Here is a 26,038-nt window from a genome sequence, read left to right on the forward strand (position 1 = left end):
TCGTTAAAAAACTCAGATAGCGCAATTGCACGCCGCCTTGCTCGCTCACTTTTAAGTGCGGATTTTTAAATCCGAACTCTTAAATACGAGAGCTTAATTCGACCTGTTAAATACGAGCTTTTAAAATAGCAGCCCTTTATCGCGCCCTATCGTTATACAGCAGCCCAGTTAAACCAGATATTAAGCAAAATGGCTGGCGGTAAAACGCTCAATTAAACGGATAAAGTCAGCTTCGGCAAGCTTAGCGGATGTTAAAGTTTGTTCATGGGATAACTGCACGTCCCCCAATCCCTCTGCCATATTGGTAATGGCACACACAGCCAAGACGGGCAAACCACAATGCGCCGCCGAAATAACCTCTGGCACCACAGACATTCCCACTACATCGCCACCGATGATTTGCATCATGCGGATTTCGGCCGCGGTTTCAAAACACGGGCCAGAGTAGGACACAAAGACCCCTTGATTCACTTCAATGCCTTCGGCTTTTGCGACACTTAAGGCTTCTACTCTCAGGTCTTTATCATAAGCATTGGCTAGGCTAAAAAAACGTGAACCGTAACTTTCATCGTTTGCGCCCGTCATGGGCGTACCCGGCATAGTGTTGATGTGATCGCTGAAAATCACTAATGATCCCACGCCGATCCGCTCTGGTCGTAATGACCCCGCAGCGTTAGTCACCAGTAACAATTCACACCCTAAACGTTTGAAAGTACGCACCGGCGTCGTCATCACTTTCATGCTTTGGTGCTCGTAAAAATGCCCGCGGCCTTTCATGCACACTATATCGATGCCATGTAAGCTGCCTAGCACGAGCTCTCCCGAGTGACCGACGACGGTACTCACGGGAAAGCCGTCTAAATCTTCATAGGGGATCACCACTTTGTTATCTAAATTATCGGCAAACGCGCCAAGCCCTGAGCCCAAAATCATCGCTGCGCGGGGAGAGAAATTCGGTTTACGGGCTCGAATCGTCGCAAGGGCATTAATAACAGGATCATGGCTCATACAAGGTACCTCATAGCAAAGGAATGAAAGAGTAAACGACCCTCAGTATAAGCGGGCTTGGGGTTGCAAATAATCGCGATTAACCGCACTATTGTGCTGATAAAAAGGACAATAGCTAAAAATAGTGAGCCTGAGATGAGCAAGATAAACGCACCAGAACTCGTTACCTTGAAGATGCTGCGGTATTTCCATCGGGTTGCTGAAGTAAAAAACTTTACCGCTGCCGCCGAGCAACTGCATCTATCGAAATCTCCGCTGAGCGCACAAATCAAAGAGTTGGAATCGCTCCTTGGTGTTGAGCTGTTCACTCGCAGCACTCGGCAAGTAGAGCTCACACCCTATGGCCAATTGTTAAAAGAAAAGTGCGAGCAAATATTCGCGCTGGTGAATACCTCATTGGAGCAAGTGGCTCAGCTTGGACGACTCGATAGAAACCATATTCGGATTGGCATCATGAGCTCGCTTTTTTGGATGGGATTTGGTGACATTCTGAAAAGCTTTCGCAAGCAATGCCCTGAAAATGAGCTGATCTTTCAAGAGTTATCACCTGAAACTCAAAAAGTCGCCTTAGCGCATCAAGAAATCGATTTTGGCCTAGTGCGCTACGCCGACACCTTAAATCTGCCGCACCTAATCGCCGAAACCATCACCAGCGAACCTATGGTGTTAGCGCTGGCAAATAAACATCCCTTAGCCAGACGTAAAAGCATCGACTTAAGTGAACTCAAAGATGAGCCCTTTACCTTACTCAGCCGTGCCAATTCCGCCTCTAGCGATTTGATTATCGCCAGCTGTCAGGCCGCAGGATTTATGCCGCAATTAGTACAGGAAATGATCGAGCCCAATAGCTTGATGGCCATCATCGCTGGCGATAACAGGGTATCCATAGTGCCGCAAAGTTATGCATCACAGCCTTGGCCTAGGGTAAAGTTTATTAAATTAAAACAAACAATCCCCGCCGATATCTGCCTGATTTATCGGCCAGAAATGGCTTCGCTGCCGATTATTGATAGCCTGAGGGACTTATTGAAGCAACAAATCAAAACCATTTAGATTGTCTCCCAAACGAGTGCTATGCTGAGTTTAATATTAAGGGTTCATATTTTAAGGATATCAAGATGGATGAATTTTTAGCGGCAGCCATTGAAGAAGCCAAACAAGGACTCGCCGAGGGCGGCATCCCCATTGGTTCGGTATTAGTGATCGATGGCAAAATCGTCGGGCGCGGCCACAATAAACGGGTACAAAAAGGCAGTTCAGTACTACATGCCGAAATGGATTGCCTCGAAAATGCCGGCCGATTTAGTGCCGCCGAGTACCAAAGAGCAACCTTGTATTCCACCCTATCGCCCTGTGATATGTGCAGCGGCGCGGTATTACTTTATGGCATACCTAAAGTCATCGTCGGTGAAAACACCACCTTTCAAGGGCCAGAAGCCTATGTCAAATCCCGCGGCGTCGATGTCACTGTGGTCGATAACGCCGAGTGCAAACAACTGATGCACGACTTTATCGCTAACCATCCCACACTCTGGAACGAAGATATCGGCGAGTAGTGGATCTTCACTCTTCTCAATCACTTTCTATATTTCACTTGCTATCTTTTTTGTATTTCACTTTTTGTATTGGCTGTATTTCATTGGGGGCTAGCGCCTGCTAGGCTAGCCCTCCCAAATCCCAGTGAAAAGTGGAACATGTCTACTAGCGAAAGGAACTCTGCTAACGTGCCAGCCAACTTACCTAAAGACCCTTGGTCAAGAACAGACTCCACGCAGCCAGTCGTCATGACGATTCCTGCACAGCGTAATGCCAATCTCGATGCCATTCGCGGCTTAGCCGTGTTGGGGATATTTTTTATGAATATCTATTTTATGGGCATTACTTTTTTTGGCTATGCGCCCCACGAAACGCCGCCGCTGTCGGATCACATAATCAAAGTGTTCAGTAACTTTTTCATCGAGGCGCGCTTTATCAGTCTGTTTTCCATCTTGTTTGGCGTCGGGCTTTTTATTCAATATCAGCGATTTAGCGCCAAAGGCCTAGAAGCATATCCTTTACTGCGCTCACGTTTGAAATGGCTAATGGTGTTTGGCTTACTCCACGGCATCATTATCTGGCCTGGTGATATTTTATTAACCTATGGGTTCAGCGGATTTTTAGCTTTGTGTTACAAAGATTTAAGTATTGAAGCCCTTAAGCGCAAAGCGAATATTTTTATTTTAAGCGCCTTAGTGATCATCACGCTGATTAGCCTTACGGGCAGCGATGAACCTTTCACTCGAGAATCGAGTCTATTTGCAGAGCAATACAGCGCATGGACCTCAGGCTATGCCGACCAACTGTTTCTGCATTTGATGCAAGTGGGTTATATGGCGCTGGTGATCCCTTTTACCATAATGTGGTTTACGGCGGGCTTGATGCAGCTCGGCATGGCCTTGTATCAACAGGGGACTTTTGAGCGGGGTTTTAGCAAACCACAACTGCTGAAATTAGTGCTAGCCAGCGTGACGGTATCGCTACTTGATACCGGTTTAGACTTTACGGACAACCCTATTCTAGTCACGTTTTCAGATGTGTTAATCATGCTAAGCGCTATTCCTATGGCGCTGATTTACATTCATATTATGGTTAAAATTTGCCAAAATAATCCAAATAGACTCACGCCACTGCAAAATGTTGGCAAACTCGCCTTTAGCCTCTATATTCTGCAATCCATCGTTGGCGTGTTAGTGTTTAGGCACTTCGCCCCCGAATTGCTATTGAGTCTAGACAGATGGGGATACATGGCTATGGCACTGGTTTATTCAGTAGTGCAATTACTGTTAGCCAGCCTGTACTTACGCTATTTCAAGCAAGGGCCATTGGAAAAACTTTGGCGCCACCTCGCGTTTAAAAAATACGCGACATCACAAGAACACAAGCAAGCTTAAAAACACTGACACGAGATTGATACCAGATAATGACGAACAAAAAACCGGCCAAAATGGGCAACAGCGCTTCACCTCAAACAAATCGTGCTCAAAAGAGTCGACCACAAAACAATCGCGCTCAGAACAGTCGCACTTCAAACAATAGTGCTCAAACAAACAATCGCGCCCAAAGTAGTCGCGCTCAAAAATCCAATGCAGCCGCTTCAGGCTCAAGCCTTATGCCACTGTTATTGGTGGTGATTTTTCTTGCTGGTTTAATCGGCGCAGCGCAGCAACATATGTTGCCCTACGGCATTGCGGGTATGTACCTCACACTGAGCCTGCTAACCTTTATCGCCTACGCTATCGATAAATCCGCCGCAAAACGCGGTAAATGGCGCACTAAAGAAAGCACTTTGCATCTGCTGGCGCTCATGGGCGGTTGGCCCGGCGCCCTGTTTGCCCAAAACGTGTTAAGGCACAAGTCAGTTAAAGCCTCATTTAGAAACGTCTTCTGGCTCACCGTTGTCGCTAACTTAGCCGTGCTGGGTTATGGCATAAAAACCGGCGCCGTAGATATGTTTATCTAGCAAGCTATGGATTCTATGAAAATCTAAAGTTTGTCACTAATACGCTTTAACTTATTTTAATACAAAAACAAAAGGTTAAATTATGAAAAAATTTTTAGTTGCAGTTTTGGGTGTTGCAATACTATCGGGTTGTGCCGCACCTCGCTATACAGCAAAACCAATAGAAACAAATACTAACAATGTAGAAATAGTCATTATTAAAGATAAAGAAACACGTGACGGCTTCCAAGAAACAATGGAGACATGGCTAAAAGCAAATAATTACACCTACACAGTGCAGCCTGATGGTTCTAAACATGATTTAAATAAACTCACATTAGAATATGAAGGTAATTGGACTTGGGACTTGGCATTATATTTAAAAAGCGCTGAAATTAACGCATTTCAGAATGGCCAAAGAGTTGGCAGTGTTAAGTTTCAAGTACCCTATACTGCGAACCCGAGTAAGTTTGGTAATGCTGCGAATCGTATTAGCTATATGATGTCAGCTCTATTTGGTCAAATCACTGCTGATGAAGCAACAAAAAAAGTAAATGGTTCAAGCGATTAATATCATTGAAACCTTAACTAAAAAACAGGGTAATCATAGAATTACCCTGTTTAGTTTTGCACTGTTTATTATCTTTAAAACCAGCTCAACGCGATACTGATAATCACGCCTGTGATCATCAGCTGCATTAAACAAAATCCCATAATATCCCGCGCTTTTAAGCCTGCAATTGCCAGCACGGGCAGTGCCCAGAAAGGTTGAATAAGGTTAGTCCAGGCATCGCCCCAAGCTACGGCCATGGCTACCCGAGCAACATCGGCGCCCAAGGCTTCGGCGGCGGGTAACATAATCGGCGCCTGCACGGCCCACTGACCACCACCCGATGGCACAAAAATATTCACAATTCCCGCGCTAATAAAGCTCCAAAATGGCAGGCTCTCGGCACTGGCTATGGCCACAAAACCTTCCGAAATACTTTGGGCTAAACCCGACTGCACCATCACCGCCATAATGCCCGCATAGAAAGGGAATTGGATCACAATCCCTGCGCCGCCCTTAATGGCCTCATTCAAGCTGGTTAATAAACTGCGTGGCGTTTGGTGTAAGAGGATGGCGAGAAACAAAAATAAGAAGTTCACTAAGTTAAGGTTTAAGCTGCCGCCCTGTACCCAAAAGTAATAGCCTAAGTACACAAGCCCAGCGCCACCGACGCTCCAGCCGAGTAAGCGGCTATTTTCAAGCTTTTCCGCAGGACGGCTTTCAAGCTGACACTCGCTCACATTGGCAGGGTTAAGCTCCAGCGCCGAAGCTGCGGGTTCGCTGCCTTTGTCGTTAAGGGCACTTGGGTCGACATAAATGCTGTCCTTGTCTTCAGGCAGCATAAAGCGATTCACTAAGGGCATGACCACAAACAGAATCGCCACTAACAGTAAGTTAAAGCTCGCGAAAATGGTTTCGCTGGTTGGGATAATGCCAATTTGTGCTTCAGAGAAATGCCCAGCCGTTGCTATGGTTAATGGGATAGAACCCGCAAGCCCACCATGCCAAACCACAAAGCCAGAATAGGCGCTGGCGACCAGCAGCCGATAATCCACTTTCACTTTACGCGCTAAGGCTTTGGCAAATAACGCGCCCACCACTAGCCCGAATCCCCAGTTAACCCAACTGGCGGCCAGTGAGACCAAGGTTACTAAAATAATGGCTTGCGGTGCCGATTTAGCGAATCCTGCAATCGCATCGAGCAGCTTTTTAATCGGCGGCGAGCTTGCCAGCATGAATCCCGCCACCAGCACTAACAGCATCTGCATCGAAAAACTCAGCAAGGTCCAAAAGCCATCGCCCCAATAATTAATGACTTCTAGTGGCGTTTTGTGTTCTGCGACCACGGCAGCAATTAACACCACTAAGGTGAGTAAAAGCACGAATATATAGGGATCGGGTAGGAATCGGTCGACGAGTTTGACCAGAGGTTTTGCCGCTTTGTTTAACATAGACTTTCCTTGTTTATTATCTAAATTCTAGTTTTTATCTGTTTTTATTGAATTTTTATTGAGTCTTAAGCCCACAGGTTAAGCGATCTCTAAAGCGGGATAAAGTCTTGAGGGGGTTTTTAAAGCGTTGAACTGGTAGCACCAGATAGCCAGCCCTACGCACACGCGAGTGCCGATAGCATCTCAAGCTAAAAAACTGATAATATGGCCAAAATTAACTAAGGTGCTCTTTATATGAAAATGTTACTTGCCGTTGCTGTGATTGCTGGGGTGATTTTTTACTTCTTTACCTCAATGAACGGCCAAAAAGCCGCCCAAGAGAATATCCGTTTAGGCAATGAATTTTTAGCGCAAAACAAAACTAAAGAAGGTGTTATCACCACAGCTTCGGGTTTGCAATATCAAGTGTTAACTCAAGGCGATGGCACTGTTCACCCTAAAGCCAGCGATACGGTAACAGTGCATTATCATGGCACTTTGATCGACGGTACTGTGTTCGATAGTTCGGTTGATCGCGGTGAGCCCATCGCATTTCCGCTTAACCGCGTAATTAAAGGTTGGACCGAGGGCGTGCAACTTATGGTCGTTGGCGATAAAGTGCGTTTCTTTATCCCAAGTGAACTCGCCTACGGCAATCGCAGCACGGGCAAAATTGGTGGTGGTTCAGTGCTCATTTTTGATGTAGAACTGCTTAAGATTGATTAAATCTGTCTTCAATGAGCCTAATCGCGTCATAAAAAGCCCTGCATTATCGCAGGGCTTTTTGTCTCAATAACTCAAATAATATTAGTATGTTGGATGATTAAGGACAGCTTGCTGCGCCAATATCAACCCATACCGCCGCAACGCCTGGTACATCACCTTTAGTCCAGTAACTCGCCTTCCACACACGACCGTTATAGCTGGTGGTTTGACCGCCGTTATACACCACACTCGCATCCCAACCGAGATCAACTTGGCTGAGTAACTGCCATTGATCAGCGGTGCGAGCTGGCGTATTGCCCTGAGTCCAGTACTTCGCTTTCCATACCAACTGACTGTGGCTCACAGTATCGCCCGTGTTGTACACCACACTGGTTTGCCAAGCAGGATAGTTACCGGCATTAGGATCGGTTGCATCACAACCACCACCGATCACTTTTGGCGTCACTGTCAGATTCGTCGATGCGCTCGCATCTAAGGCACCATCAGAAACCAGCACGCTCAAACCATAGCTGGTCGCTTCGGTGACATTAGGCCCAGTGACCACTAAGGTGGCACTATTTTGTCCGGTTGCCGACACGCCAGCGGGCACAGTCCAAGCGTAAGTTAAGGCATCACCGTCGGCATCAGAGGCACTCGCCACTATGCTAACAGTTTTACCCGCTTCCACTGTTGCAGTGGCAGCTACACTCACCACGGGAGCTTGGTTCGGAGTATCCGCCTTATTGGTCACTGTCACTGAATCTGTGGCAGATAACCCTTCTGGATCAGTGACTTTAAGACTAAAACTATAGGCAACATCAGTTTGCGTTGCAGCCAATTGAATTGCCGCATTCGCCATATCGGCGTTTGCGATGGCAATCGTTGGGCCAGACACTTGAGTCCAAAGATACGTCAGTGCCTCATTTTCAGGATCGCGCGATCCGCTACCATTTAGCACCACATCGGCGGGACCTGTGACATTCACATCCGCACCCGCATTGGCAATCGGCGCTTTATTCACCGGTGGCGTAGTTCCTTCGCCATGACCTAAACCTTCGTGCATCGCATTTAGAATATCGCCGTTATCGGCATCAATTTCCCACGCAAATAAACCACCTAGCTGATTGGCAAGCACATATTGGCCCTTAGCTTTAACGGAACGAGCATCATCGAAAGTGATTAAATCACCCGTAGATGCCTTGAACAGAGATGGCGCCTCGGCCGTTTCATCATAGCTGTAAGTCCAACCGCTCCCCATGTACTCGTTCACTATCTGGCGATAATCCACCACGCCATCTTCCCATGTGCCTTTCACTTTGCCCGTCGCTGTCCCTGTGAATGGGTTATTGCCCGTGTAGCCATTCACGCCTGTCCAGCCGCGGCCGTACATAGCGGCACCAACCACAATTTTTCCTGGAGTAACACCTTGAGCTAACAGAGCTTTAATACCCTTGTCTGTGGTATAGCGGGTATCAGGATCCCAACTCGCCTCATAAAGATTGGTTTGATGACCGAGTTCAGTGTTCGTCCAACCGCCATTGAAGTCGTAACTCATTAAGAAGATGTAATCCATGTACTGCTGAGCGGCCTGATAATCGACCTTTGCCATTTTTTGAGCATCGATACCAATTGCGGAAGTCAGTTCATAGGTACGACCCGTCTCAGCACTTAACTCGTCGAGCATGGCGCGCAGTTCACGCATCAGAGTCACATAGGTTTCACCGTCATTGGCATTACCTAAGTTTGGATTCGCACCGCCACCACCTGGATATTCCCAGTCAATGTCAACGCCGTCAAAGAACTTCCACGTTTGCAGGAATTCCTTCACCGATGCGACAAAGGTATCGCGCTTACTTTTATCGCCAAAGTAGAAGAAGGGATCAGATAACGTCCAGCCACCAACCGAAGGCAAAATCTTTAGATCGGGGTGGGCTTGCTTGAGCGCCATCAATTGGCCGAAGTTACCTTTGTAGGGATCGGAGTAGTCACTCACGCCCGCCTGTGGCATTTGGACCGCCGCCCAAGGATCGTGGATAGCGACTTTAAAATCTTCACGGCCACTACAGGCACGTTGCAGCGCTTGGAAACTGCCGTCGATTTCTTTCAAACTATCGTTGATGCCATCACCACCACAAATAGGGGTAAAGCCATATAAAATATGAGTTAAGTTCTGTGCTGGGATCTTATCGACTGGGAACTTACGGCCGTACACACCCCATTCTACAAAGTAACTGCCGACCACTTTGCCCGACTTGTTAACGTATGGACGATTGTTTTCTTTAAGCGGAGCATTGAGTGGCACTAAATGGCTGCCATCGGTATCGGCCACGAGGATTTCTTTGGCATCGCTCGCCGTACAACCATCGCTGTTACACAGTTGCACTTGCATCTGATAACGGCCGCCTTTGTTCACCTTAAAGTTAGCGGTGCCCGAAGCGCCCGTGGGGCCCTCCCAAGCGACATTACCGTTGAGCAGCACTTGGGCTTTATTGCCCACATCGCCACTCCAAAGGTTCCAGCTGACGGACACGTCGGCGGCATCTTTAATGGTTACCAACTGATTGTAAGCCGTAGCAGCTTGATTAACTTCGATAATAGCGAACTTGGTTTCACCCCAACCTATAGTCGGTTTGCCGGGCGCTGCGGCAAATGCACTGGCACTCACGGTAGATGCCAGCGCCGATGCCACCAGCAAGGCTGATGTTGAAATTTGAGTCTTGAACATGAGATATCCCTATTGAATTTTTTATATGAATCAATAAGGCAAACAAAGCGTAGACAGGAAACAACACTCTCTTAAGACCATGCAACACGACAGACAATTGCACGAAGAAAAACCTGTGGTATCCCCGCTATCATAGGTACAGACGAACCCTTAGACCGGAGGCTTTGCGTCCCAGTTTTTCAACTGGTTTGCCTTTTACACGCGATGACAACGTTGTCATTGCGATAATCAGCATAGACGTAAGCGCAATAAAAATGCAACAAAATATTATCAACTAAGGTAGTGGTCTGATAAGAAAGCAATTAAATACAGTTCAACTATTTCTAATATTTACTTTGATAATTAATGATTTGCTGACTATTTTAGCCATAAAAAAACAGGACACGATAAGCCAAAGGCATCATCTGTCCTGTTCTCAATTTCACTATTTATGCTGCTAATACTGCTTAAACCAGTAGCACTGAGCCGCTGAACTCTAATAACTCAAAATCATAAGCAAACAGCATCTATGATCCTTGTGCGCGGGGATAATCCCTTGCGAGCATCACAGACAAACCTCGGCACACTAAGGTTTCCATATCATCGACACGGTTGATTTTCATCTCAGCTAAGGGCGCGCTTAATGCCATTTGTTTTAAACTTTCGAGGCAACCTTTGTAGTAAGGGGCATTGTTCATCATGTTGCCTGCGAGCCAAATTCGATTGGGATTAAATAAATTAACGGTCCACGCCAACCCCATACCAAGGTAACTGCCCGCACGGTATAAATCATCCTGAGTGGTGATTTTACGGCTGCGCACAGAATCGCCACTGGCGAGTTGCTCTAAGCTAAATTCACCTGATTCTGTCATCACGCGGCAATGCCCCAACTCGCCTGCAACCCCCGTCGCACCGGTAAAGGCTTGCCCATTAAACGCAATCGACATCCCTATCCCTGTACCGCACATGACCAACAACTCACAGGCATATTTGGCATCGCACGTGGCTTGCATACCCGCATCCATATCGTTGCAGATAAACTTAAGCTCACCTTGGGTTTTCACTGTATCGAAGCTCAAGCCATTGAGCCCGGGTAATGATTTACAGGCAACCAAACGATTATTTTGTACCAGTCCTGGTACGCCAATCGCTAATTGATAATCTTGTAAATCGTAATCGCGTTCGAGCGCAGCGATTTGATTATTTAACTCTTCAATTTTAAAACCTTCGCCTGTGGGAATTTTATATTGTTCTGTATGTCCCGCGAGCTGAAGTTCGAACAGGGCTGTCGTACCGCCCACATCTATTGTTAGTATTTGCATCGCTTACTCCACTGATACATGCGCCCCACTCTGACCCCGAGCGGAGATGGCAAATGTTAGCATAGGGTCCAAATGTTAGCGATTGAATAAAACTTAAGTAGCTAATTTGTAAGGAACAAGTCTAAAAAAACATGACTGACATTTTGTTTTACTCAGGTTTTATGCTAAGAGTCACACAAATAAATTAAGGATTTAAAAGCTTAGCTTGCCCATCGCAGTCAGCACAAATTCACGATTGTATACAAAATCCTTTATTCGCTCCCCTTGCATCTCGCGCGTTAGGCTTGCGATAATCCGAGCTGGTTAGAACTCAAATCAACATAGACCTACTTATCCTTAGGCAAGCTTTGCCTACCGACTTGCACAGCGTGCCAGTCTCACTTGGAGCCCATATGTCACATTCTATCGCCAGCCGCCTCGACGCTATTCGCAGCGAATTATCTTCTGCCAATCTCGATGCTTTTATCATTCCCCGCGCCGACGAGTATCTGGGCGAATATGTGCCAGAACACAACGAACGTTTGTACTGGGCAACCCACTTTACCGGTTCGGCAGGCATGGCTATCGTATTGAAAGATAAAGCAGCAATATTTACCGACGGCCGTTATACGGTGCAAGTTCGTCTGCAAGTGGATGCTGCACTTTTCAGCTACGAAAGCCTGACAGACACGCCACAAATTGAATGGTTATGTGACACGCTACCAGCGGGGTCACGCGTTGGCTTCGATGCACGCTTGCATACTTTAGCTTGGTTTGAAAATGCCAAAGCGACCTTAAACAAAGCCCAAATCGAATTAGTGGCGGTTGAGCAAAACCCTATCGATTTACATTGGCAGGATCGCCCCGCACCCTCGAGTGCGCCAATCACGTTATTCAGTAACGAGAGTGCCGGTAAAACCAGTCTGCAAAAACGTACTGAAATTGGCGCCTTAGTGAAAAAAGCCGGTGCTGATGTCGCGTTGATCGCCGCCTTAGATTCTTTCTGCTGGTTGTTAAATATTCGCGGTAACGATGTGCCGCGTCTGCCCGTTGTGCTCGGCAGTGCCCTACTCCACGCTAATGGCGATATGCAGCTGTTTACCGATTTAAGCAAACTTCCAGAGGGCATTGAGGAGCATGTCGGTGCAGGCGTTAGCTTTAAAAGTGAAGCGTCCCTCGCCGATACGCTGGCGAGTTTATCAGGCGTTAAACTGCTTGCCGATCCAAACTCAGCTAACGCTTGGGCACAAAACCTCGCCCGTGAAGCGGGGGCTAAATTGATTGCTGGCATTGATCCGGTTTCTTTGCCTAAAGCGCAGAAAAATCCCTCAGAACTTGCCGGAATGCGCGCTTGTCACATTCGTGATGGCGTTGCTGTGAGCCGCTTCCTTGCATGGTTAGATGCCGAAGTCGCCGCCAAGCGTATGCACGATGAAGCCACACTTGCCGATAAGTTAGAAAGCTTCCGCCTGCAAGATGAGCGCTATCGCGAGCCAAGTTTCGACACTATTTCTGCAGCGGGCCCCAATGCCGCCATGTGCCATTACAATCACAACAATGGCACACCAGCGATGATGACGATGGATAGCATCTACTTAGTGGATTCTGGCGCGCAATATATCGATGGCACCACAGATGTGACCCGTACTATTGCGATTGGTAAAGTCACTGATGAACATAAAAAAATGGTCACGCTGGTGCTAAAAGGCCATATCGCGCTGGACCAAGCTCGCTTCCCTAAAGGCACTTCAGGCCAGCAACTCGATGCATTCGCCCGCCAATATTTATGGCAACATGGCTTTGATTACGACCACGGCACAGGCCATGGTGTGGGTCACTTTTTAAGTGTGCACGAGGGCCCACAGCGCATAGGTAAAAATGTCAACGGTATCGCACTGATGCCCGGCATGGTGCTTTCCAACGAGCCGGGTTACTACCGCACTGAGAGTTTTGGCATTCGCTTAGAAAACTTAGTCGTAGTGCAACACTGTGAAGCACTGAAAGGCGCAGAGCGCGAGATGTATGAGTTCGATGCACTGACTATGATCCCTATGGATGCCCGCCTAATCGATAAGAGCTTGCTAACACAAAGCGAAATTGACTGGTTCAATGCTTACCATCAGCAAGTGTTTAATACACTTTCGCCGCAGATGTCCGGTGATGAACTCGCGTGGTTAACGCAAGTGACTAAAGCGATTTAGAGCGATTTAGAGCGATTTAGAGCGATTTAGAGCGATTTAGAGCGATTTAGCACTCCTGCGGATAAGTAGCGATTTAAGTCGTCATTTAAATCATCTTCTACATCCGTTATATGCTACAAAATAAAACGCCCAAGGCTATGAGCCTTGGGCGTTTTTTTAGCACTGCTTCTGTATTTTCAAGGCCTAGTCGTATTTCAATAGCATGCTTTCAGCTCATAGTTTCGAAACATGGTTTCAAAACACATTTTCAATTTCAAAACACGATTGTAAACTTGAGCCGCTAGACCATAGTAGGCTGCGCCATAGGCTGATAAGCATCATCCAGCGATGCCTTAGATAACACTTCAAACTCCTGATGAATTACCATAAAACAATCGACTAACTCAGGATCGAAATGCTTACCTTTACCTTCAATAATTAGGTCGATAGCCTCTTGGTGGCTAAAGGGTCGCTTATAACATCGCGGCGAAGTCAGCGCATCATAGACATCCACTAAGGCAACTATGCGTGCCGAAAGCGGAATATCCTCACCTTTCAACCCTAAGGGGTAACCACTACCATCCCACTTTTCATGGTGACCCGACGCGATATCTTGGCCCATCCGAATAAACGTACATTGGGGCGCATATTCCAACAAACTGCGTAGCACTTGCCCACCAATCACAGGGTGAGCTTTGATCTGCTCAAACTCCTGCGGGGTTAATTTACCCGGTTTGAGTAGAATCGCATCGGCAATACCGACTTTACCTATGTCGTGCAAAATGGCCGATAGACTAATATCTTGAATAAAATCATCGTTTAATTCAGCAGGTGGATTGTCGGCCTGCAACCGCTGCGCCGCGAGCATTTTCGAATACTGCCGCATACGTAGTAAGTGCGCACCCGTCTCGTTATCTCTGTATTCAGCAAGTTTGGCCAACCCTAATACAGTCGCTTGGCGCGAGGCTAAGGTTGAATCGAGTGAATCCGCCAACTTACCTAATAAGTAAGTGATGGTTAGGGTCAACATGGCATTGGTTACAATAAAATTGACCACGACAACGGCCCAAATACCCAAACTGTAACCGTGAATATCAGGCCAGTTTAACCAGCCAAAGTGATAGGCAAGCCCAATCAGTACCAGACTCAGCCCATTTAAATATTGGGCATATAAGCTCGCGCGACTTCCTAAGAAAATGCCAACTAATGGCGCAAAGATAAATAACCAGAAGAACCCCGCACCCGATGGACCAATCGCAATCAAAAAACCAACGCCGATAGCAAACGCTAACAAACAACCACCGCCAAAACGCGTGCTATCAGCAAGCTTAGGAAAATACAGTAAAACCAATAAAAACAAATAAGCCAGCGTATCGAATACCACCATAGACCAAAGATCGGCGATGACACATAAATACACGCTGGTGATATATACGGGCACGCAGAGAAGCGCAAGGAAGCCAAATAGACGTTCAAAAATCAAACGTCGCCAATGGGGCAGTGCCGCTGCTGTCCCCAAGGACGCGGTAGCCAATTTCGCTACGCCACGTCTAAGTGATATCGCCATGGGAAAATCCTCTTATGTTGCATTCCCGCTATGAGCTAATGAAGCTGATCTTATGAACCTAAGCTAATGAACCTGAGTTAATAAACTAAAGGGTGCGAATAAGATGACAAAACTGAGGCAAAGCCAGATAAATCACACATCCAGCAAGCCATAGTTTATTGCCCATTAAAGAATAGACTATGACAAATAAACCGTCCGAATGAATGCCGCGATATGGCAAACGAATCAAGGACATTAGGCCAATGCCACCGCACAGATTTTGCAAATAATATGATGCCTACTTTCTACTCAATATCTGTTAAAACAATAACCCTATACAAAATACTGAAATTTGCGTTTTAGCAGGATAAACGCTCGTTTAATTCCATATTTGCACTACTTAAAATTTTTATATTTTGCAATAGCTTACAAATACAACGAACGATTGATTTTTATGGGTAAACCATCAAAAACCGCTCTCCTATACCCATACAAAAATGATAGTCTTGTCACATAACAAGCTTACCCCAATGAGAGTAAGCGCAAGAAAATTAGCGCCTAACACCGCGCCCCTGAACCCCAATAAACCATATCGGCCCTGAATGGACACACTAAATGAGCCAGAGTAACGCGTCTGCCCACAGAACACTGAATGCACAGAGATCAGATCAAGAAATCCGCTTAACACCACAAGATGAACTCATTTCCACCACCGACACTCGCGGTATCATTACTTACGTTAATGCCCGTTTTGCTGAAGTCTCTGGCTATAGCGCCCAAGAGTTAATTGGCAGTGCCCACAATATGGTTCGCCATCCCGATATGCCGAGCGCCGCCTTTAAAGAAATGTGGGAAAAGCTTAAGTCGGGCCAATCTTGGCGCGGCATAGTGAAGAACCGCTGTAAGAATGGTGGCTTCTATTGGGTCGATGCCTTTGTCTCACCATTATTTGAAAACGGCACTATCGTTGGTTATCAGTCGGTGCGTATTCAGCCTCAAGCCGCCTACGTCAGCAAAGCAAATGAGATATACCAAAGACTTAAACTGGATAAATCCATTTCTAAGCCCTTAAGCTTAATGCAGAAACGTATCCTCTCGGCGGTTGTCGCCTCGACCGGCTTACTGATCGCGGGCTACTTTTGGGGCTGGGGCGTGATTATCGCGGGGGCGGTTTTGATGAGTTTAAACTTGGCTATATTCTACGATGAGGCCTTTCGCATTCCCGCTAAACTGATTGAAATGCAAACTAAATACGACTCTATCAGTCGCTACATCTACTCGGGTGCCGATACGTCTTCTATCCTCGATTTCCAGCTCATCATGCTGCAGGCCAAAATGAGTGGCGTACTGGGGCGCACACAAGATCAAGCCAATCAATTGCATGCGATTGCCGATCAATTAGTGGTCGCGACCGAGCAAACCTATGTCAGCCTAGATCAAGAGAAAAGTCAGCTAGAACAGCTCTCTAGTGCGATGGAAGAAATGAGTTCAACCATCACTGAAGTCGCGCAGAATACCCATCTCACATCCACCAGCATCAATACCGCCTACGATCTTTGCCTTAAAAGTAGCGCCAATATGAAGGCCAACACTCAAAAAGTGGAACAACTGGCCAAGTCTGTTGCCGATGCAGCTAACAATGCCCATCAATTGAATAAAGAAGCCGAGCAAGTTGCTAATGCGATGGGCGAAATTGACTCCATCGCCGAGCAAACTAATCTTCTCGCCCTCAATGCGGCCATTGAAGCTGCCCGTGCAGGTGAACAAGGCCGTGGGTTTGCCGTGGTCGCCGATGAAGTGCGCGCGCTGTCGAGTCGAACCCAACTGTCGACCAACAGTATTTCAAAGAGTGTCGATAAGATGTTCTCTATGCTCAACGCATGGGCCAAAGAAATGGAACAAAGCCGCCAACACGCGGAACGCTGCGCTAGCGACATCCAACTGTCCGCCGACAATGTGAATACCATTTACCAAGAAGTGAGTGATATCCACACCTTTGCCCAGCAAAATGCGGTCGCAGCGGATCAACAGCGTCAAGTGGTCAACGAGATTGCCAGCAACATACACTCCATCACCCATTCAAGCGCAGAGAACTTGGCCGCAACCCATCTGATTGGTGATGCCGCCCATCTGCTTAAGCATAATGCCGAGAAAGCCCTCGGCTTGAGACGCACCTTCGGTTAGTCATAAGCAAGATATAAAATGCCGCAGCCAAAACTGCGGCATTTTTCTATCGCGTTTATTTAGCCCATTCTTTGCGCCAGCCGTCACTCAACCTTAAATCATACTCAGCTAAGAGCATACTCAATCCAGTACTGATCCAACCCAGTGCTTGCAGAATTGGCCCTATCCCGCCTGAGCCGTCGCTAAGGCTTTTATCTCTTGGCGATAAAATGATGCAGATAAAATGCCAAAACACTAAAAAGTTCAGGTTTTAACCGAAATTTTTGCTATACTCCGCGCCCGCCATTTTTCTTATAAAATCTGTGTGGAAGAATGAGCCAGTCGGCACGCCTCTCTCCTTAGTCGAGTAAATAATAGAGGCTCGCGGTGCTTGAATGTTTGAATAAGTGAACGATAGGAATCCAAAATGAGATTTGAATCTTTTAGTTTTTCCCCCGAGATTTTGCGCGCTATCTCAGATTGCGGTTATCAACAAATGACGCCTATTCAGCAGCAAGCGATACCTGCTATCCGCCGCGGCCAAGATGTCTTAGCCAGTGCCCAAACCGGTACGGGTAAAACCGCCGCCTTCGCGCTGCCGATCCTGCAAAAGATGGTTGAAAATCCAAGCGAAACGTTAAAGTCGAATGCCCGCGTATTAATCCTTACGCCGACCCGTGAGCTTGCGGCTCAAGTCGCTGACAACGTTACGGCTTACTGCAAGTACTTAAACTTCAGCGTGTTAACCATTTATGGTGGCGTAAAGATAGAAACACAAGCGCAAAAGCTGAAACGCGGCGCCGATGTTATTGTTGCCACCCCAGGTCGCTTACTTGAGCACCTTACCGCCTGTAACTTAAGCCTGTCGAACGTCGACTTTTTAGTCCTAGACGAAGCCGACCGTATGTTAGACATGGGCTTTAGCGCCGATATCCAAAAGATCCTTCAAGCGGTAAATAAGAAGCGTCAAAACCTGTTGTTCTCGGCCACTTTCTCAAGTGCGGTGAAAAAACTCGCCAACGATATGATGGTTAAACCGCAAGTGATCAGCGTTGATAAGCAAAACACGACGGCCGATACGGTTAGCCAAGTGGTTTATCCGGTTGAACAACGCCGTAAACGCGAACTGCTGTCTGAGCTAATTGGCAAGAAAAACTGGCAACAGGTATTAGTATTTACCGCGACCCGTGATGCCGCCGATACGCTAGTCAAAGAATTGAATTTAGATGGGATCCCATCTGAAGTGGTCCACGGTGATAAAGGCCAAGGCAGTCGTCGCCGCGCCCTGCGTGAATTTGTGGCAGGTGATGTACGCGTACTGGTTGCCACCGAAGTTGCCGCCCGTGGTCTGGATATCCCAAGCCTTGAATACGTAGTCAACTATGACTTACCTTTCCTCGCCGAAGACTATGTCCACCGTATCGGTCGTACAGGTCGCGCGGGTAAAACTGGCGTAGCCATTTCATTTGTGAGCCGCGAAGAAGAACGTACCTTAGCCGATATCGAAAAACTGATCGGTCAACAAATTCGCCGTGTCACTGTGCCAGGTTATGAAGTGGGCAGCCGCGAATTGCTATTAAAGCAATTGCAAACCCGCCGTAGCTTTGCCAAGAAACAACAAAGAACCGACAACGTCGGCGCTCAAGTTACTGCTGAGAAAAACATGCAAGGCCGCCGCGTAAAAATGAAGGTGGGTCAAGCACCTAGCAAAGCGAAAAAGCTGAAATAAACAACTAACATAGGCAATGCACCTCGCCTATCAGTCTCGTTATTAAAGCAAAAAGCGTCCCAAGGGGCGCTTTTTTATTGAGCCGAAATAATAAGCTACAAGCCATAGGCTATAAGAGTGACTCGCTCTAAAGATGGCTTATCTCAGTCCGAACTCTGTGACGGACTCAATCGGCAAGTTATCCCCTACCTCATTTGCACAATACTTAACCCACGGAACTGTGGCCGATCACTTATTCCAAAAAACCACCAAATAACTGTTTAAGCCTTTGCTCATCAATGGGATTTTCGCCGCGCCAGCCCGCAAGCTGGTAAGATGATGTCAGAGCGAATACTGCCCGGGTATTTGATATTGCAGATCTCCTCAAATGGCGTAAATGCTTCATAAAGCGGCTCAACATAGGAATTTGGCATGATGCCAAGCTCAGCTAACACCATCAGTTGGCCACGGAAACTGTACTTATTAAAATTGGGGATAATCTTGGCTTTCTTCACCCTTTGCTCGAGTTTTCCGGGTGTTTCATCTAAAGGAGCCTGACGGATAGCTTCAATTAATGAACTGAAGATGGCCACATCCTCTGCATTGGGTTTACAAGGCGATAGCGTACAAAATTCTTGTAATTCTATGAGGTTGTGCGCCCAGCGCTCGTTCCACACACTGCCAGCGTAACAGGAAAAGATTTTTTGCCCCTGCTCAATCCAGTTAACGCGCTTGATGGAACACACAGGACAAATGTCATTAGCGGTTGCCATCGAATGTTCTGGTAGCGCCTTCGCAAACAGATAGCTGAGAATGGGTTGACGACCGCGCGGGAAACTTGAAAAACCACATAAATAGGCCGCCAACAGATTTTCCAGTGACAAATTAGGCTCTAGGAGTAGTTTTTTATAGGCAAGAACGGCCTCATCATGGCTTAGCTTAACCCTGTTATTGACCGGATAGCCACTCTGTTCAATCAATGCGATTTCGGTATCAGATAGGCCTTGATAGGAGTAGATATTAGTTCCCGTATCGACATCAAACACATCGCCATTATCGATTCTTTGTTGATAACCATGCTCGTCTTTGCGGTACGACTTTTTATAATAGACTTTCTTTAACGCCTTAAATAATCCCTTATCCATTTACCACTTTCCTATTGAAAAAATTACCAAACATCACTTCAGCCTTTCAAGGCTGTGGCAATATTATCACTTTCGCGTTCGGCGCCCCACCTTAGCTCACTCGATCTGCTGACTCGATTAGCCCACATTATCGGTTCACACCATTGACTTATATGAGACTAAAACGAGCTTTTGGGTGATTGAGCTGCATTGCTTTAAAAACACCACTTAATCTGGATACACACTGCAATAAATTGCAGCATTCGCCGTTCTTATAACAGTCTTCCCCATTCACGCCCCAACAAGCGTACAAACCAGAGCCAATCGCTTGAATTGATAGAATAACCCATAACAAAGAGAGATTACTTATGCCGTCCCTACTACAGCGCTTTTTACTGACCACCAGCCTACTGCTTGGCAGTTTTACCACGCTAGCTCAACCTATCGCTAAGGATGAATATTCGGTTAGCCCACTGCTCAATGGCGAACAAATTCCCGCAATTACCTTACAAGATATGAATGGCCAAAGCGTTGATTTAGCGAAATTAACCGCACAAAAACCAACCATTTTCTTTTTTTACCGTGGCGGCTGGTGCCCCTTTTGCAACAATCAAATGGGACAGCTAAAGGCGATTGAACCTGAATTATTAAAAATGGGCTTTCAATTAGTGGGTATTTCACCCGATACGCCAGCGCAACTTAAGGCTTCGGCGGCAAAAAATGAGCTTAAGTATCTGCTGCTTTCCGATGAAAAAATGCTGGCAGCGCAAGCCTTTGGCTTAGCTTTTTACACAAGCGAAAAGGTCACTGAGATCTATACTTCGCGTCTTCATGTCGATAATCCAATGTGGACGACTCCCGAGGGAGCCAAACGTTTAGTCTTACCTGTACCCGCCATTTATATTAGCGATGATAAAGGTTTGATTCATTTCCAATATGTGAATCCTAACTACAAGGTCAGACCCGCACCTAAGCTGATCTTAACCGCCGCAAGTTTGGTGGGATCGCAAGAATAAATATCGGTTTATCGACCGCTTTGCTAAACTAGCTCCGCCGCAATCAATATCGTCCAAGTTCAAATAGATAACATCACTTCAGCCCGCGGCGGAGTCATAATGAATTCTCAAACCTATAACCAAGCTGTGCTCGAACTCGCCCTTGCGGGTCTTGCCGATTTAACCGCTTCAGCACAGACCAAGAAAGCCCAGCGCACTTCTGCGCAGGAAAGTCATTTTTTGTGTAATTGGATGGTCGAGTCCTTAAAGGAAAAACGCTTTTCTAAACTGGTAGCCGACGATCTGACGGCTTGGATACGTTTGGCTCGCAGCCAAGGTGCGGGCGCCGAACTCAAGCGTTTGCTAGAAAGGATAGTGCATCAATATCAAACAGTTGAGACATCAGAGCAAGCGTTAGGTACGGCATTAAATGCTATGATAGAAACTTTAAAGCAAGCCGAATGGTTAGTCTTTACTGACACTGAAATCAGCGCCAAGCTCAAACTCGATGCTGATGGTCAATCTAGCTTAGTAATTGATGCAAAAGAATTTAATCAACATATTAAAGACAATCAGTTAGTCAAACCAATCAACTTATATGTCCGCGCCGATGAACAGACGCTAACGCGTATCGCCCTATCCCATAGGTTATTACTCAGCCAAGGCAATAAGAAAACCAGCTTGGTTAAGCACCATAAAACCTACCAAATTTTCCCGCATAATCAGCAGCCCGCCCTGTGTCAGCTATTGGCTTAGGTGTCATAGCGTAAAGTGTAATGGCGTAAAGGTGAAAACTGTTTAACTATGGCAGATGTGACTGATTGTGACCCAATAAACAATTTATTCACACAGTTTAGGTAGAATGGCCATCGGATAGGCCTTGGCTAAAGCAGAGATAACAAGGATAAAAGCAATATGGTTAAGCGATGTTTGCAGTATAAACACTTAGTTCGATTTGCCTTGTTTGCCCTTTGCTTTACTCAACCACACGCCTATGCGGAGCAGCTCAAATACAATATCACTGGCTCCTACTCTTGGTATCCGTATTTTATCGGTGATCAAGCCGAGGCGCCGGGGATGATCACTGAGCTTATCCCGATGATTCTATCCTTAGCTAAAATCGACGGTGAAATCCTCACCTTGCCGCCAAAGCGCACTAATAACGCTCTGGAAACCGGTCAACTCGACTTTGATATCGTCAGCCCGAGTTGGTTTGAAAAGCAGGATTTGGGGCCGCTGTTTGTTAAATCCGCCCCCATAATGCAAATCACCGAATATGTGGTCACCCTGCCTGAAAATGTCAGTAAATATAAGGATGTCGACCAGATAAAAGGTAAACAAATCGGGACAGTGCGCGGTTATTTATACCACGACGATAAGGACTTTATCCGTGCCGACTTTACCTCTGAGCAAGAGTTAGTCAAAGCCTTAGATAAACACAGAGTCGATGCGATTATTTCCGGTAATTATCCAGCCTTGTATTGGTCGACTCAGTTGCGGATCCCTGTCGCCCTTGCGGCGGTGCATTCCGATGGGGACTTAGTGTTTAGGTTACGTAAGGAGCATGCCGATTTGCTGCCTGCCATCAATCAAGCGATAGCAACCCTAAAAGCCAACGGTAAAATTGACGAAATTATCAACAAGTACACTCAAACGCTGGCAAGCTGAGCCAATACGGCCAACCTTAGCAACCTGCACGGCTTGTCACACGCTGATCGATGGTTTAGTCGTCCATGCACGCTGCTTTGGCGGGGTTTATCAAAGTGATGCCAGCTGTGGTCGAATTTACCCATCGGGACAGGAGTCCTGCGCAACCTATCATGCCGAAGGTCGCTCATTGGGGGGGGGCGATAAGGTGCGCCAATAGGCTGGTAGATTTTATTGGCCTCAAAATAAAAACGCTCGCAAAAATGCGAGCGTTTTTATTTAATCAAGCAGATTTAATCTCATAAAGCTAACCTCGTAAAGTTAGCTAAGTCGACCTTACGGCTTAGGCACACTTTGACTCTCGACCACCTGCGTTTGGCTGTAATCTTTAAGTCCAGCATGAGACGGCTTCACGCCACTTAACGCCTCGGCGGTTAAGGTGTTATTGCCGTTTAATAAATCATTTAAGGTGCCAGAGTCGCCATTCACTAACCCTAACTCCCTAAGCATAGCATCAACCACCGGCGCATTGGCACGATAGTTTAATGCAGCGCTAGTCACTTGCTCGGCAATGCCACCTTGATGGTGAGCGCCTTCGCCACCCGCTGCCAATTGATTGCCAGCGCCATAGCCTTGAAGGATTTTAATGCCTTCGATGTTTTCCAACGGTTTAACGGCTTGTGCCACGATTTCAGGCAGCGCTTTTAAAATCGCGAGGGATTTTTGCAGGGCAATTTGCTCATCACTCAAGACGTTTTCGGCTTCGTAAAGTGCTTGCTTACCCGCAGCTTCAACGGCGTAGACCTTCTCATCCGCTTCGGCCTGCAGTTTTTTCGCATCGGCACTGGCGCGCGCTTCAATCAAAATCGCACTCGATCTGTCTTCAGCGGCACGTTTCTCAGCTTCGGCTTGTACAGTTACGCCTACCGCATCACGCTCAGCTTCTTTACGGGCATCAATCACTTCAATCTCTTTACGGCGGTTCGCTTCGGCCACTTGGCGCGCTGTGATTACCGCTTCTTCTTTCTCAACTTTCAGCTTTTCGGCTTCAGCAGCACGGGCACGGGCAGCTGATTCTTCTTCAGATTTCGCCGCAACCGCAATGCGTTTTTCCTGCTCAGAAACTTCGATATCTCTTTGCTGTTGAATGCGCGATTGCTCAATCGACTTATACTTTTCAATCTCGCGGGTTTCGATATCTTTCGTCTTTTCGATTTGAGCCGTTTCGATAGCGCGCTCTTTAGCAATTTCGGCTTCGCGTTCTTCACGGGCCTTATTTTCTTTCTGCTTAATGATTTCCGCTTTTTGATCGGCGCGTTTAAATTCCAAAGACTGTTGCTGGATCAGGCGTGCTTCTTCTTCCGACTTTTCAATCTCTAGGGATTCTTTTTCGGCTTCGAGGTTACGTTGCTCGATCTTAATCCGGTTATCCTGTTGGATATCGTTGGTTTCTTTACGTTTCTCTTCAATGATTTTCGCAAGACGTGCACGACCTTCGGCGTCGAATGCGTTGTTTTCATTGAAGAACTGTAGATCAGTTTGATCGAAACCCGTTAACGAAACCGACTCGAGTTCGAGACCATTTTTCTCCAGATCGTTAGCCACGTTATTTTGCACACGTTGCACAAAATCGGCACGCTGCTCATGCATTTCTGTCATGGTCATTTCAGCAGCAACAGCGCGGAGTACATCGACAAACTTAGACTCCATCAGCTTTTTAAGCTCTTCAACGCGGTTTGTGCGCGTACCTAAGGTTTGCGCCGCCATCGAAATACCATCGGAATTTGGGGCAACACGTAAGTAGAAGTCGGCCTTCACATCGACACGCATTCTGTCTTTAGTGATCAACGCATCTTTCTGAGTTTTTTCCACTTCGATACGCAGGGTATTCATGTTGACCGAAATGGTTTCATGCAGCACTGGCAGTACGATAGCGCCGCCATCTTTAATGATTTTCTCACCGCCAAAGCCGGTACGCACAAAGGCCATTTCTTTGGTTGCACGTTTATATAACTTGGCAAAAATTAACCCGATCACGATGAAGCCAAGTAACACCATGCCGGCAACGAGCAAAATAAAACTACCGGATGAACCGATATCAGTTAACACATCCATTTGATTTCCTTTCAATTGATTTATGGCTGGGGACGATTAATTATCAAAACGCGTAGCAGACCAGACACGGCCTTCACGCTTAAGTAGCACTACTTGAGTGCCAGAGGCAAACTCGATGCCCGAGGTTTCAGGCTCGACTAAGACGTAATGTTTTTGTTGGTGTTTATCACGCACAACGGCTTCAGAGGGCATGCCTTTAATGGCGCAGCCTAAGGTAATAGTCGCGACATAGCCGCTCAAATCATCAAGCGAAATTGCGCTCGATTCATTTTTCGGCAGATGATCAGCCAGCACTCGACCGAAATAACGACAAGAAAAGGCACTCGCAACTATGGCTATGGGTAAGGTGAACAGTTGCGGCAGTAAAAGGCCAGCGACATTGAAACTGATAAAATTGACGATATAACCCGCTATCGCAAAACTGGTCAGCGCGAGCACAAACCAAATCAATAACGGCAGTCGATTGAGGCACAGCCAACCGGCAATGCCAGTAAGTCCGCCAGGGCTCACCTCTGCGTCATAATCCGCATCGATAGGCACCCATTGGTCTAGCGCACTCATCATGCTTAAGCCAATGACTAACGCGAAGGCTTCAAACACACCGAGGGCCAGAACACAGGCAAAAGCTATGGTGTAAGGTAAATTAGGCTGCTCAACTAAAAACGCCCACATAGTCATCTCCTTGAACAATACAGCATTCCATTTATTTCACTGTAATTATCGACTTATGCGCCACAGAATAGCAAGCCAAGCCTTATTTCCAAACTAAAAATTTACCCTAAAATGGATTTTCACTGTAACCCTGCTGCGCCAAAATAGCGTGGGCTGTCATCGCCGATAATGCCATATCAACACCAGGTAATAATGAGGCATTGGTTAAATCAAAATAAGCGGCGCTCTGTCCGCAGATATAAAACTTCACGCCGTGATCAACCAGAGCCTTAACCAAAGTGCGATTGGCGTTTACGGCACCTGAATGCTGCTTGGCATAAAAAACATCATCCGCTAAATCGCTAATACCGCCACCGTGCACCACCATAGCCAGCTCGATATCGGTTTCTTTAACGCCTGCCGCCACATGCATGTTGATAAAACGCGCTAAACTTTCGAGCTGACGATTCGTCTTGCCCACATCGGCCGCCTTACTCATATCAAAAGCCACTTTAAACTTCATGTCCTTAGGAATGGGCATCATGCTGTCGACTTTGGCAATCTGACCAAACTCAGGAATAGCAGGCCCTGCCACAAATTTATCGGCACCCGCCTGCGCCGTCGAAGCGATAGCGGCGAGGTTCAGGCACAGCGCGGCCTTTAGCGTTTTAGTGCTATATGATTTTGACTTCATTGTATTATCATCCTGTTATTGTTATTTATTCGCGCAGGT

21 protein-coding genes, 1 pseudogene and 1 riboswitch are annotated in these 26,038 nt (G+C 46.8%); of the genes and pseudogenes, 13 read left to right on the top strand and 9 right to left on the bottom strand.

Translation table 11 applies throughout. The annotated features are described in order from the left end of the window. Nucleotides 1–180: 180 nt before the first annotated feature. Nucleotides 181–1,008, bottom strand: coding sequence for a xanthosine phosphorylase (xapA, locus tag Q4Q52_RS01265; RefSeq protein WP_311989643.1), 828 nt, complete (start codon nucleotides 1,006–1,008; stop codon nucleotides 181–183). Nucleotides 1,009–1,143: 135 nt separating this feature from the next. Between xapA and Q4Q52_RS01270 the strand changes: the two genes are divergently transcribed. The 5 genes from Q4Q52_RS01270 (at nucleotide 1,144) to Q4Q52_RS01290 (ending at nucleotide 5,057) form a co-directional block, all read left to right on the top strand. After that, nucleotides 1,144–2,061 carry a LysR family transcriptional regulator gene (locus Q4Q52_RS01270; RefSeq protein ID WP_311989644.1) on the top strand — a complete coding sequence of 306 codons (918 nt, stop codon included), beginning with the start codon at nucleotides 1,144–1,146 and terminating at the stop codon, nucleotides 2,059–2,061. A 65-nt stretch (nucleotides 2,062–2,126) separates the two neighbouring features. Further along, nucleotides 2,127–2,564: a nucleoside deaminase gene (locus Q4Q52_RS01275; protein ID WP_006082562.1), complete on the top strand. Its 438-nt coding sequence runs from the start codon at nucleotides 2,127–2,129 to the stop codon at nucleotides 2,562–2,564. Nucleotides 2,565–2,732: 168 nt separating this feature from the next. Then, nucleotides 2,733–3,938 (top strand): DUF418 domain-containing protein, encoded by a 1,206-nt coding sequence (locus Q4Q52_RS01280; protein WP_311989731.1) that lies wholly within the window; start codon nucleotides 2,733–2,735, stop codon nucleotides 3,936–3,938. Nucleotides 3,939–3,967: 29 nt separating this feature from the next. Continuing rightward, nucleotides 3,968–4,507, top strand: a complete 540-nt coding sequence (locus tag Q4Q52_RS01285) for a DUF1294 domain-containing protein (RefSeq protein ID WP_259585125.1) — start codon at nucleotides 3,968–3,970, stop codon at nucleotides 4,505–4,507. 82 nt (nucleotides 4,508–4,589) lie between these two features. Beyond that, nucleotides 4,590–5,057: an Sbal_3080 family lipoprotein gene (locus tag Q4Q52_RS01290; RefSeq protein WP_012587132.1), complete on the top strand. Its 468-nt coding sequence runs from the start codon at nucleotides 4,590–4,592 to the stop codon at nucleotides 5,055–5,057. 74 nt (nucleotides 5,058–5,131) lie between these two features. Here Q4Q52_RS01290 and Q4Q52_RS01295 read toward each other — a convergent pair whose 3' ends face one another. Next, nucleotides 5,132–6,487, bottom strand: coding sequence for a TIGR00366 family protein (locus Q4Q52_RS01295; RefSeq protein WP_311989645.1), 1,356 nt, complete (start codon nucleotides 6,485–6,487; stop codon nucleotides 5,132–5,134). A gap of 234 nt (nucleotides 6,488–6,721) precedes the next feature. Between Q4Q52_RS01295 and Q4Q52_RS01300 the strand changes: the two genes are divergently transcribed. Next, a complete protein-coding gene (locus tag Q4Q52_RS01300) occupies nucleotides 6,722–7,192 on the top strand; it encodes an FKBP-type peptidyl-prolyl cis-trans isomerase (protein WP_106649891.1) in 471 nt (156 codons plus the stop codon). Nucleotides 7,193–7,289: 97 nt separating this feature from the next. On the opposite strand, the gene Q4Q52_RS01305 is transcribed toward Q4Q52_RS01300, so the two are convergent. Together Q4Q52_RS01305 and Q4Q52_RS01310 are read right to left on the bottom strand one after the other, a co-directional pair. Beyond that, entirely contained in the window at nucleotides 7,290–9,896 is a 2,607-nt protein-coding gene (locus tag Q4Q52_RS01305) for a glycosyl hydrolase family 18 protein (protein WP_311989646.1), read from the bottom strand. Nucleotides 9,897–10,010: 114 nt separating this feature from the next. Further along, nucleotides 10,011–10,099, bottom strand: a riboswitch (cyclic di-GMP riboswitch). 303 nt (nucleotides 10,100–10,402) lie between these two features. Further along, nucleotides 10,403–11,197, bottom strand: coding sequence for an ROK family protein (locus tag Q4Q52_RS01310; protein ID WP_311989647.1), 795 nt, complete (start codon nucleotides 11,195–11,197; stop codon nucleotides 10,403–10,405). Nucleotides 11,198–11,589: 392 nt separating this feature from the next. Here Q4Q52_RS01310 and Q4Q52_RS01315 point away from each other — a divergent pair, with 392 nt between their 5' ends. Continuing rightward, on the top strand, nucleotides 11,590–13,377 hold the full coding sequence (locus tag Q4Q52_RS01315) for an aminopeptidase P family protein (RefSeq protein WP_311989648.1): 1,788 nt from the start codon (nucleotides 11,590–11,592) through the stop codon (nucleotides 13,375–13,377). Between the two features lie 280 nt (nucleotides 13,378–13,657). On the opposite strand, the gene Q4Q52_RS01320 is transcribed toward Q4Q52_RS01315, so the two are convergent. Beyond that, complete coding sequence (locus tag Q4Q52_RS01320) at nucleotides 13,658–14,923, bottom strand: HD domain-containing phosphohydrolase (RefSeq protein ID WP_311989650.1); 1,266 nt, start codon at nucleotides 14,921–14,923, stop codon at nucleotides 13,658–13,660. Nucleotides 14,924–15,517: 594 nt separating this feature from the next. Here Q4Q52_RS01320 and Q4Q52_RS01325 point away from each other — a divergent pair. Further along, entirely contained in the window at nucleotides 15,518–17,086 is a 1,569-nt protein-coding gene (locus tag Q4Q52_RS01325) for a methyl-accepting chemotaxis protein (RefSeq protein ID WP_311989651.1), read from the top strand. 406 nt (nucleotides 17,087–17,492) lie between these two features. After that, nucleotides 17,493–18,794: a DEAD/DEAH box helicase gene (locus Q4Q52_RS01330; protein ID WP_011847413.1), complete on the top strand. Its 1,302-nt coding sequence runs from the start codon at nucleotides 17,493–17,495 to the stop codon at nucleotides 18,792–18,794. Between the two features lie 275 nt (nucleotides 18,795–19,069). Here Q4Q52_RS01330 and Q4Q52_RS01335 read toward each other — a convergent pair whose 3' ends face one another. Beyond that, on the bottom strand, nucleotides 19,070–19,918 hold the full coding sequence (locus tag Q4Q52_RS01335) for a hypothetical protein (protein WP_311989652.1): 849 nt from the start codon (nucleotides 19,916–19,918) through the stop codon (nucleotides 19,070–19,072). A gap of 347 nt (nucleotides 19,919–20,265) precedes the next feature. Here Q4Q52_RS01335 and Q4Q52_RS01340 point away from each other — a divergent pair, with 347 nt between their 5' ends. From Q4Q52_RS01340 to Q4Q52_RS01355, 4 genes and pseudogenes are all read left to right on the top strand, one after another. Further along, nucleotides 20,266–20,913, top strand: a complete 648-nt coding sequence (locus Q4Q52_RS01340; protein ID WP_311905362.1) for a peroxiredoxin-like family protein — start codon at nucleotides 20,266–20,268, stop codon at nucleotides 20,911–20,913. Nucleotides 20,914–21,012: 99 nt separating this feature from the next. Continuing rightward, nucleotides 21,013–21,648 carry a DUF2913 family protein gene (locus tag Q4Q52_RS01345; protein WP_311989653.1) on the top strand — a complete coding sequence of 212 codons (636 nt, stop codon included), beginning with the start codon at nucleotides 21,013–21,015 and terminating at the stop codon, nucleotides 21,646–21,648. 159 nt (nucleotides 21,649–21,807) lie between these two features. Next, nucleotides 21,808–22,560 (top strand): transporter substrate-binding domain-containing protein, encoded by a 753-nt coding sequence (locus Q4Q52_RS01350; RefSeq protein ID WP_311989654.1) that lies wholly within the window; start codon nucleotides 21,808–21,810, stop codon nucleotides 22,558–22,560. 10 nt (nucleotides 22,561–22,570) lie between these two features. After that, nucleotides 22,571–22,759: pseudogene (locus Q4Q52_RS01355) on the top strand (hypothetical protein); the annotation flags it as partial. A gap of 116 nt (nucleotides 22,760–22,875) precedes the next feature. Here Q4Q52_RS01355 and Q4Q52_RS01360 read toward each other — a convergent pair. From Q4Q52_RS01360 to Q4Q52_RS01370, 3 genes are all read right to left on the bottom strand, one after another. After that, nucleotides 22,876–24,654, bottom strand: a complete 1,779-nt coding sequence (locus tag Q4Q52_RS01360) for a flotillin family protein (protein ID WP_311989655.1) — start codon at nucleotides 24,652–24,654, stop codon at nucleotides 22,876–22,878. 36 nt (nucleotides 24,655–24,690) lie between these two features. Beyond that, nucleotides 24,691–25,326, bottom strand: coding sequence for a YqiJ family protein (locus tag Q4Q52_RS01365; protein WP_011847422.1), 636 nt, complete (start codon nucleotides 25,324–25,326; stop codon nucleotides 24,691–24,693). Nucleotides 25,327–25,432: 106 nt separating this feature from the next. Continuing rightward, nucleotides 25,433–25,999 carry a DsrE family protein gene (locus Q4Q52_RS01370; RefSeq protein WP_311989656.1) on the bottom strand — a complete coding sequence of 189 codons (567 nt, stop codon included), beginning with the start codon at nucleotides 25,997–25,999 and terminating at the stop codon, nucleotides 25,433–25,435. Nucleotides 26,000–26,038: the final 39 nt, after the last annotated feature.

The sequence above is a fragment of the Shewanella sp. SP1S2-4 genome, from assembly GCF_031932075.1.
Lineage (GTDB): Bacteria > Pseudomonadota > Gammaproteobacteria > Enterobacterales > Shewanellaceae > Shewanella > Shewanella baltica.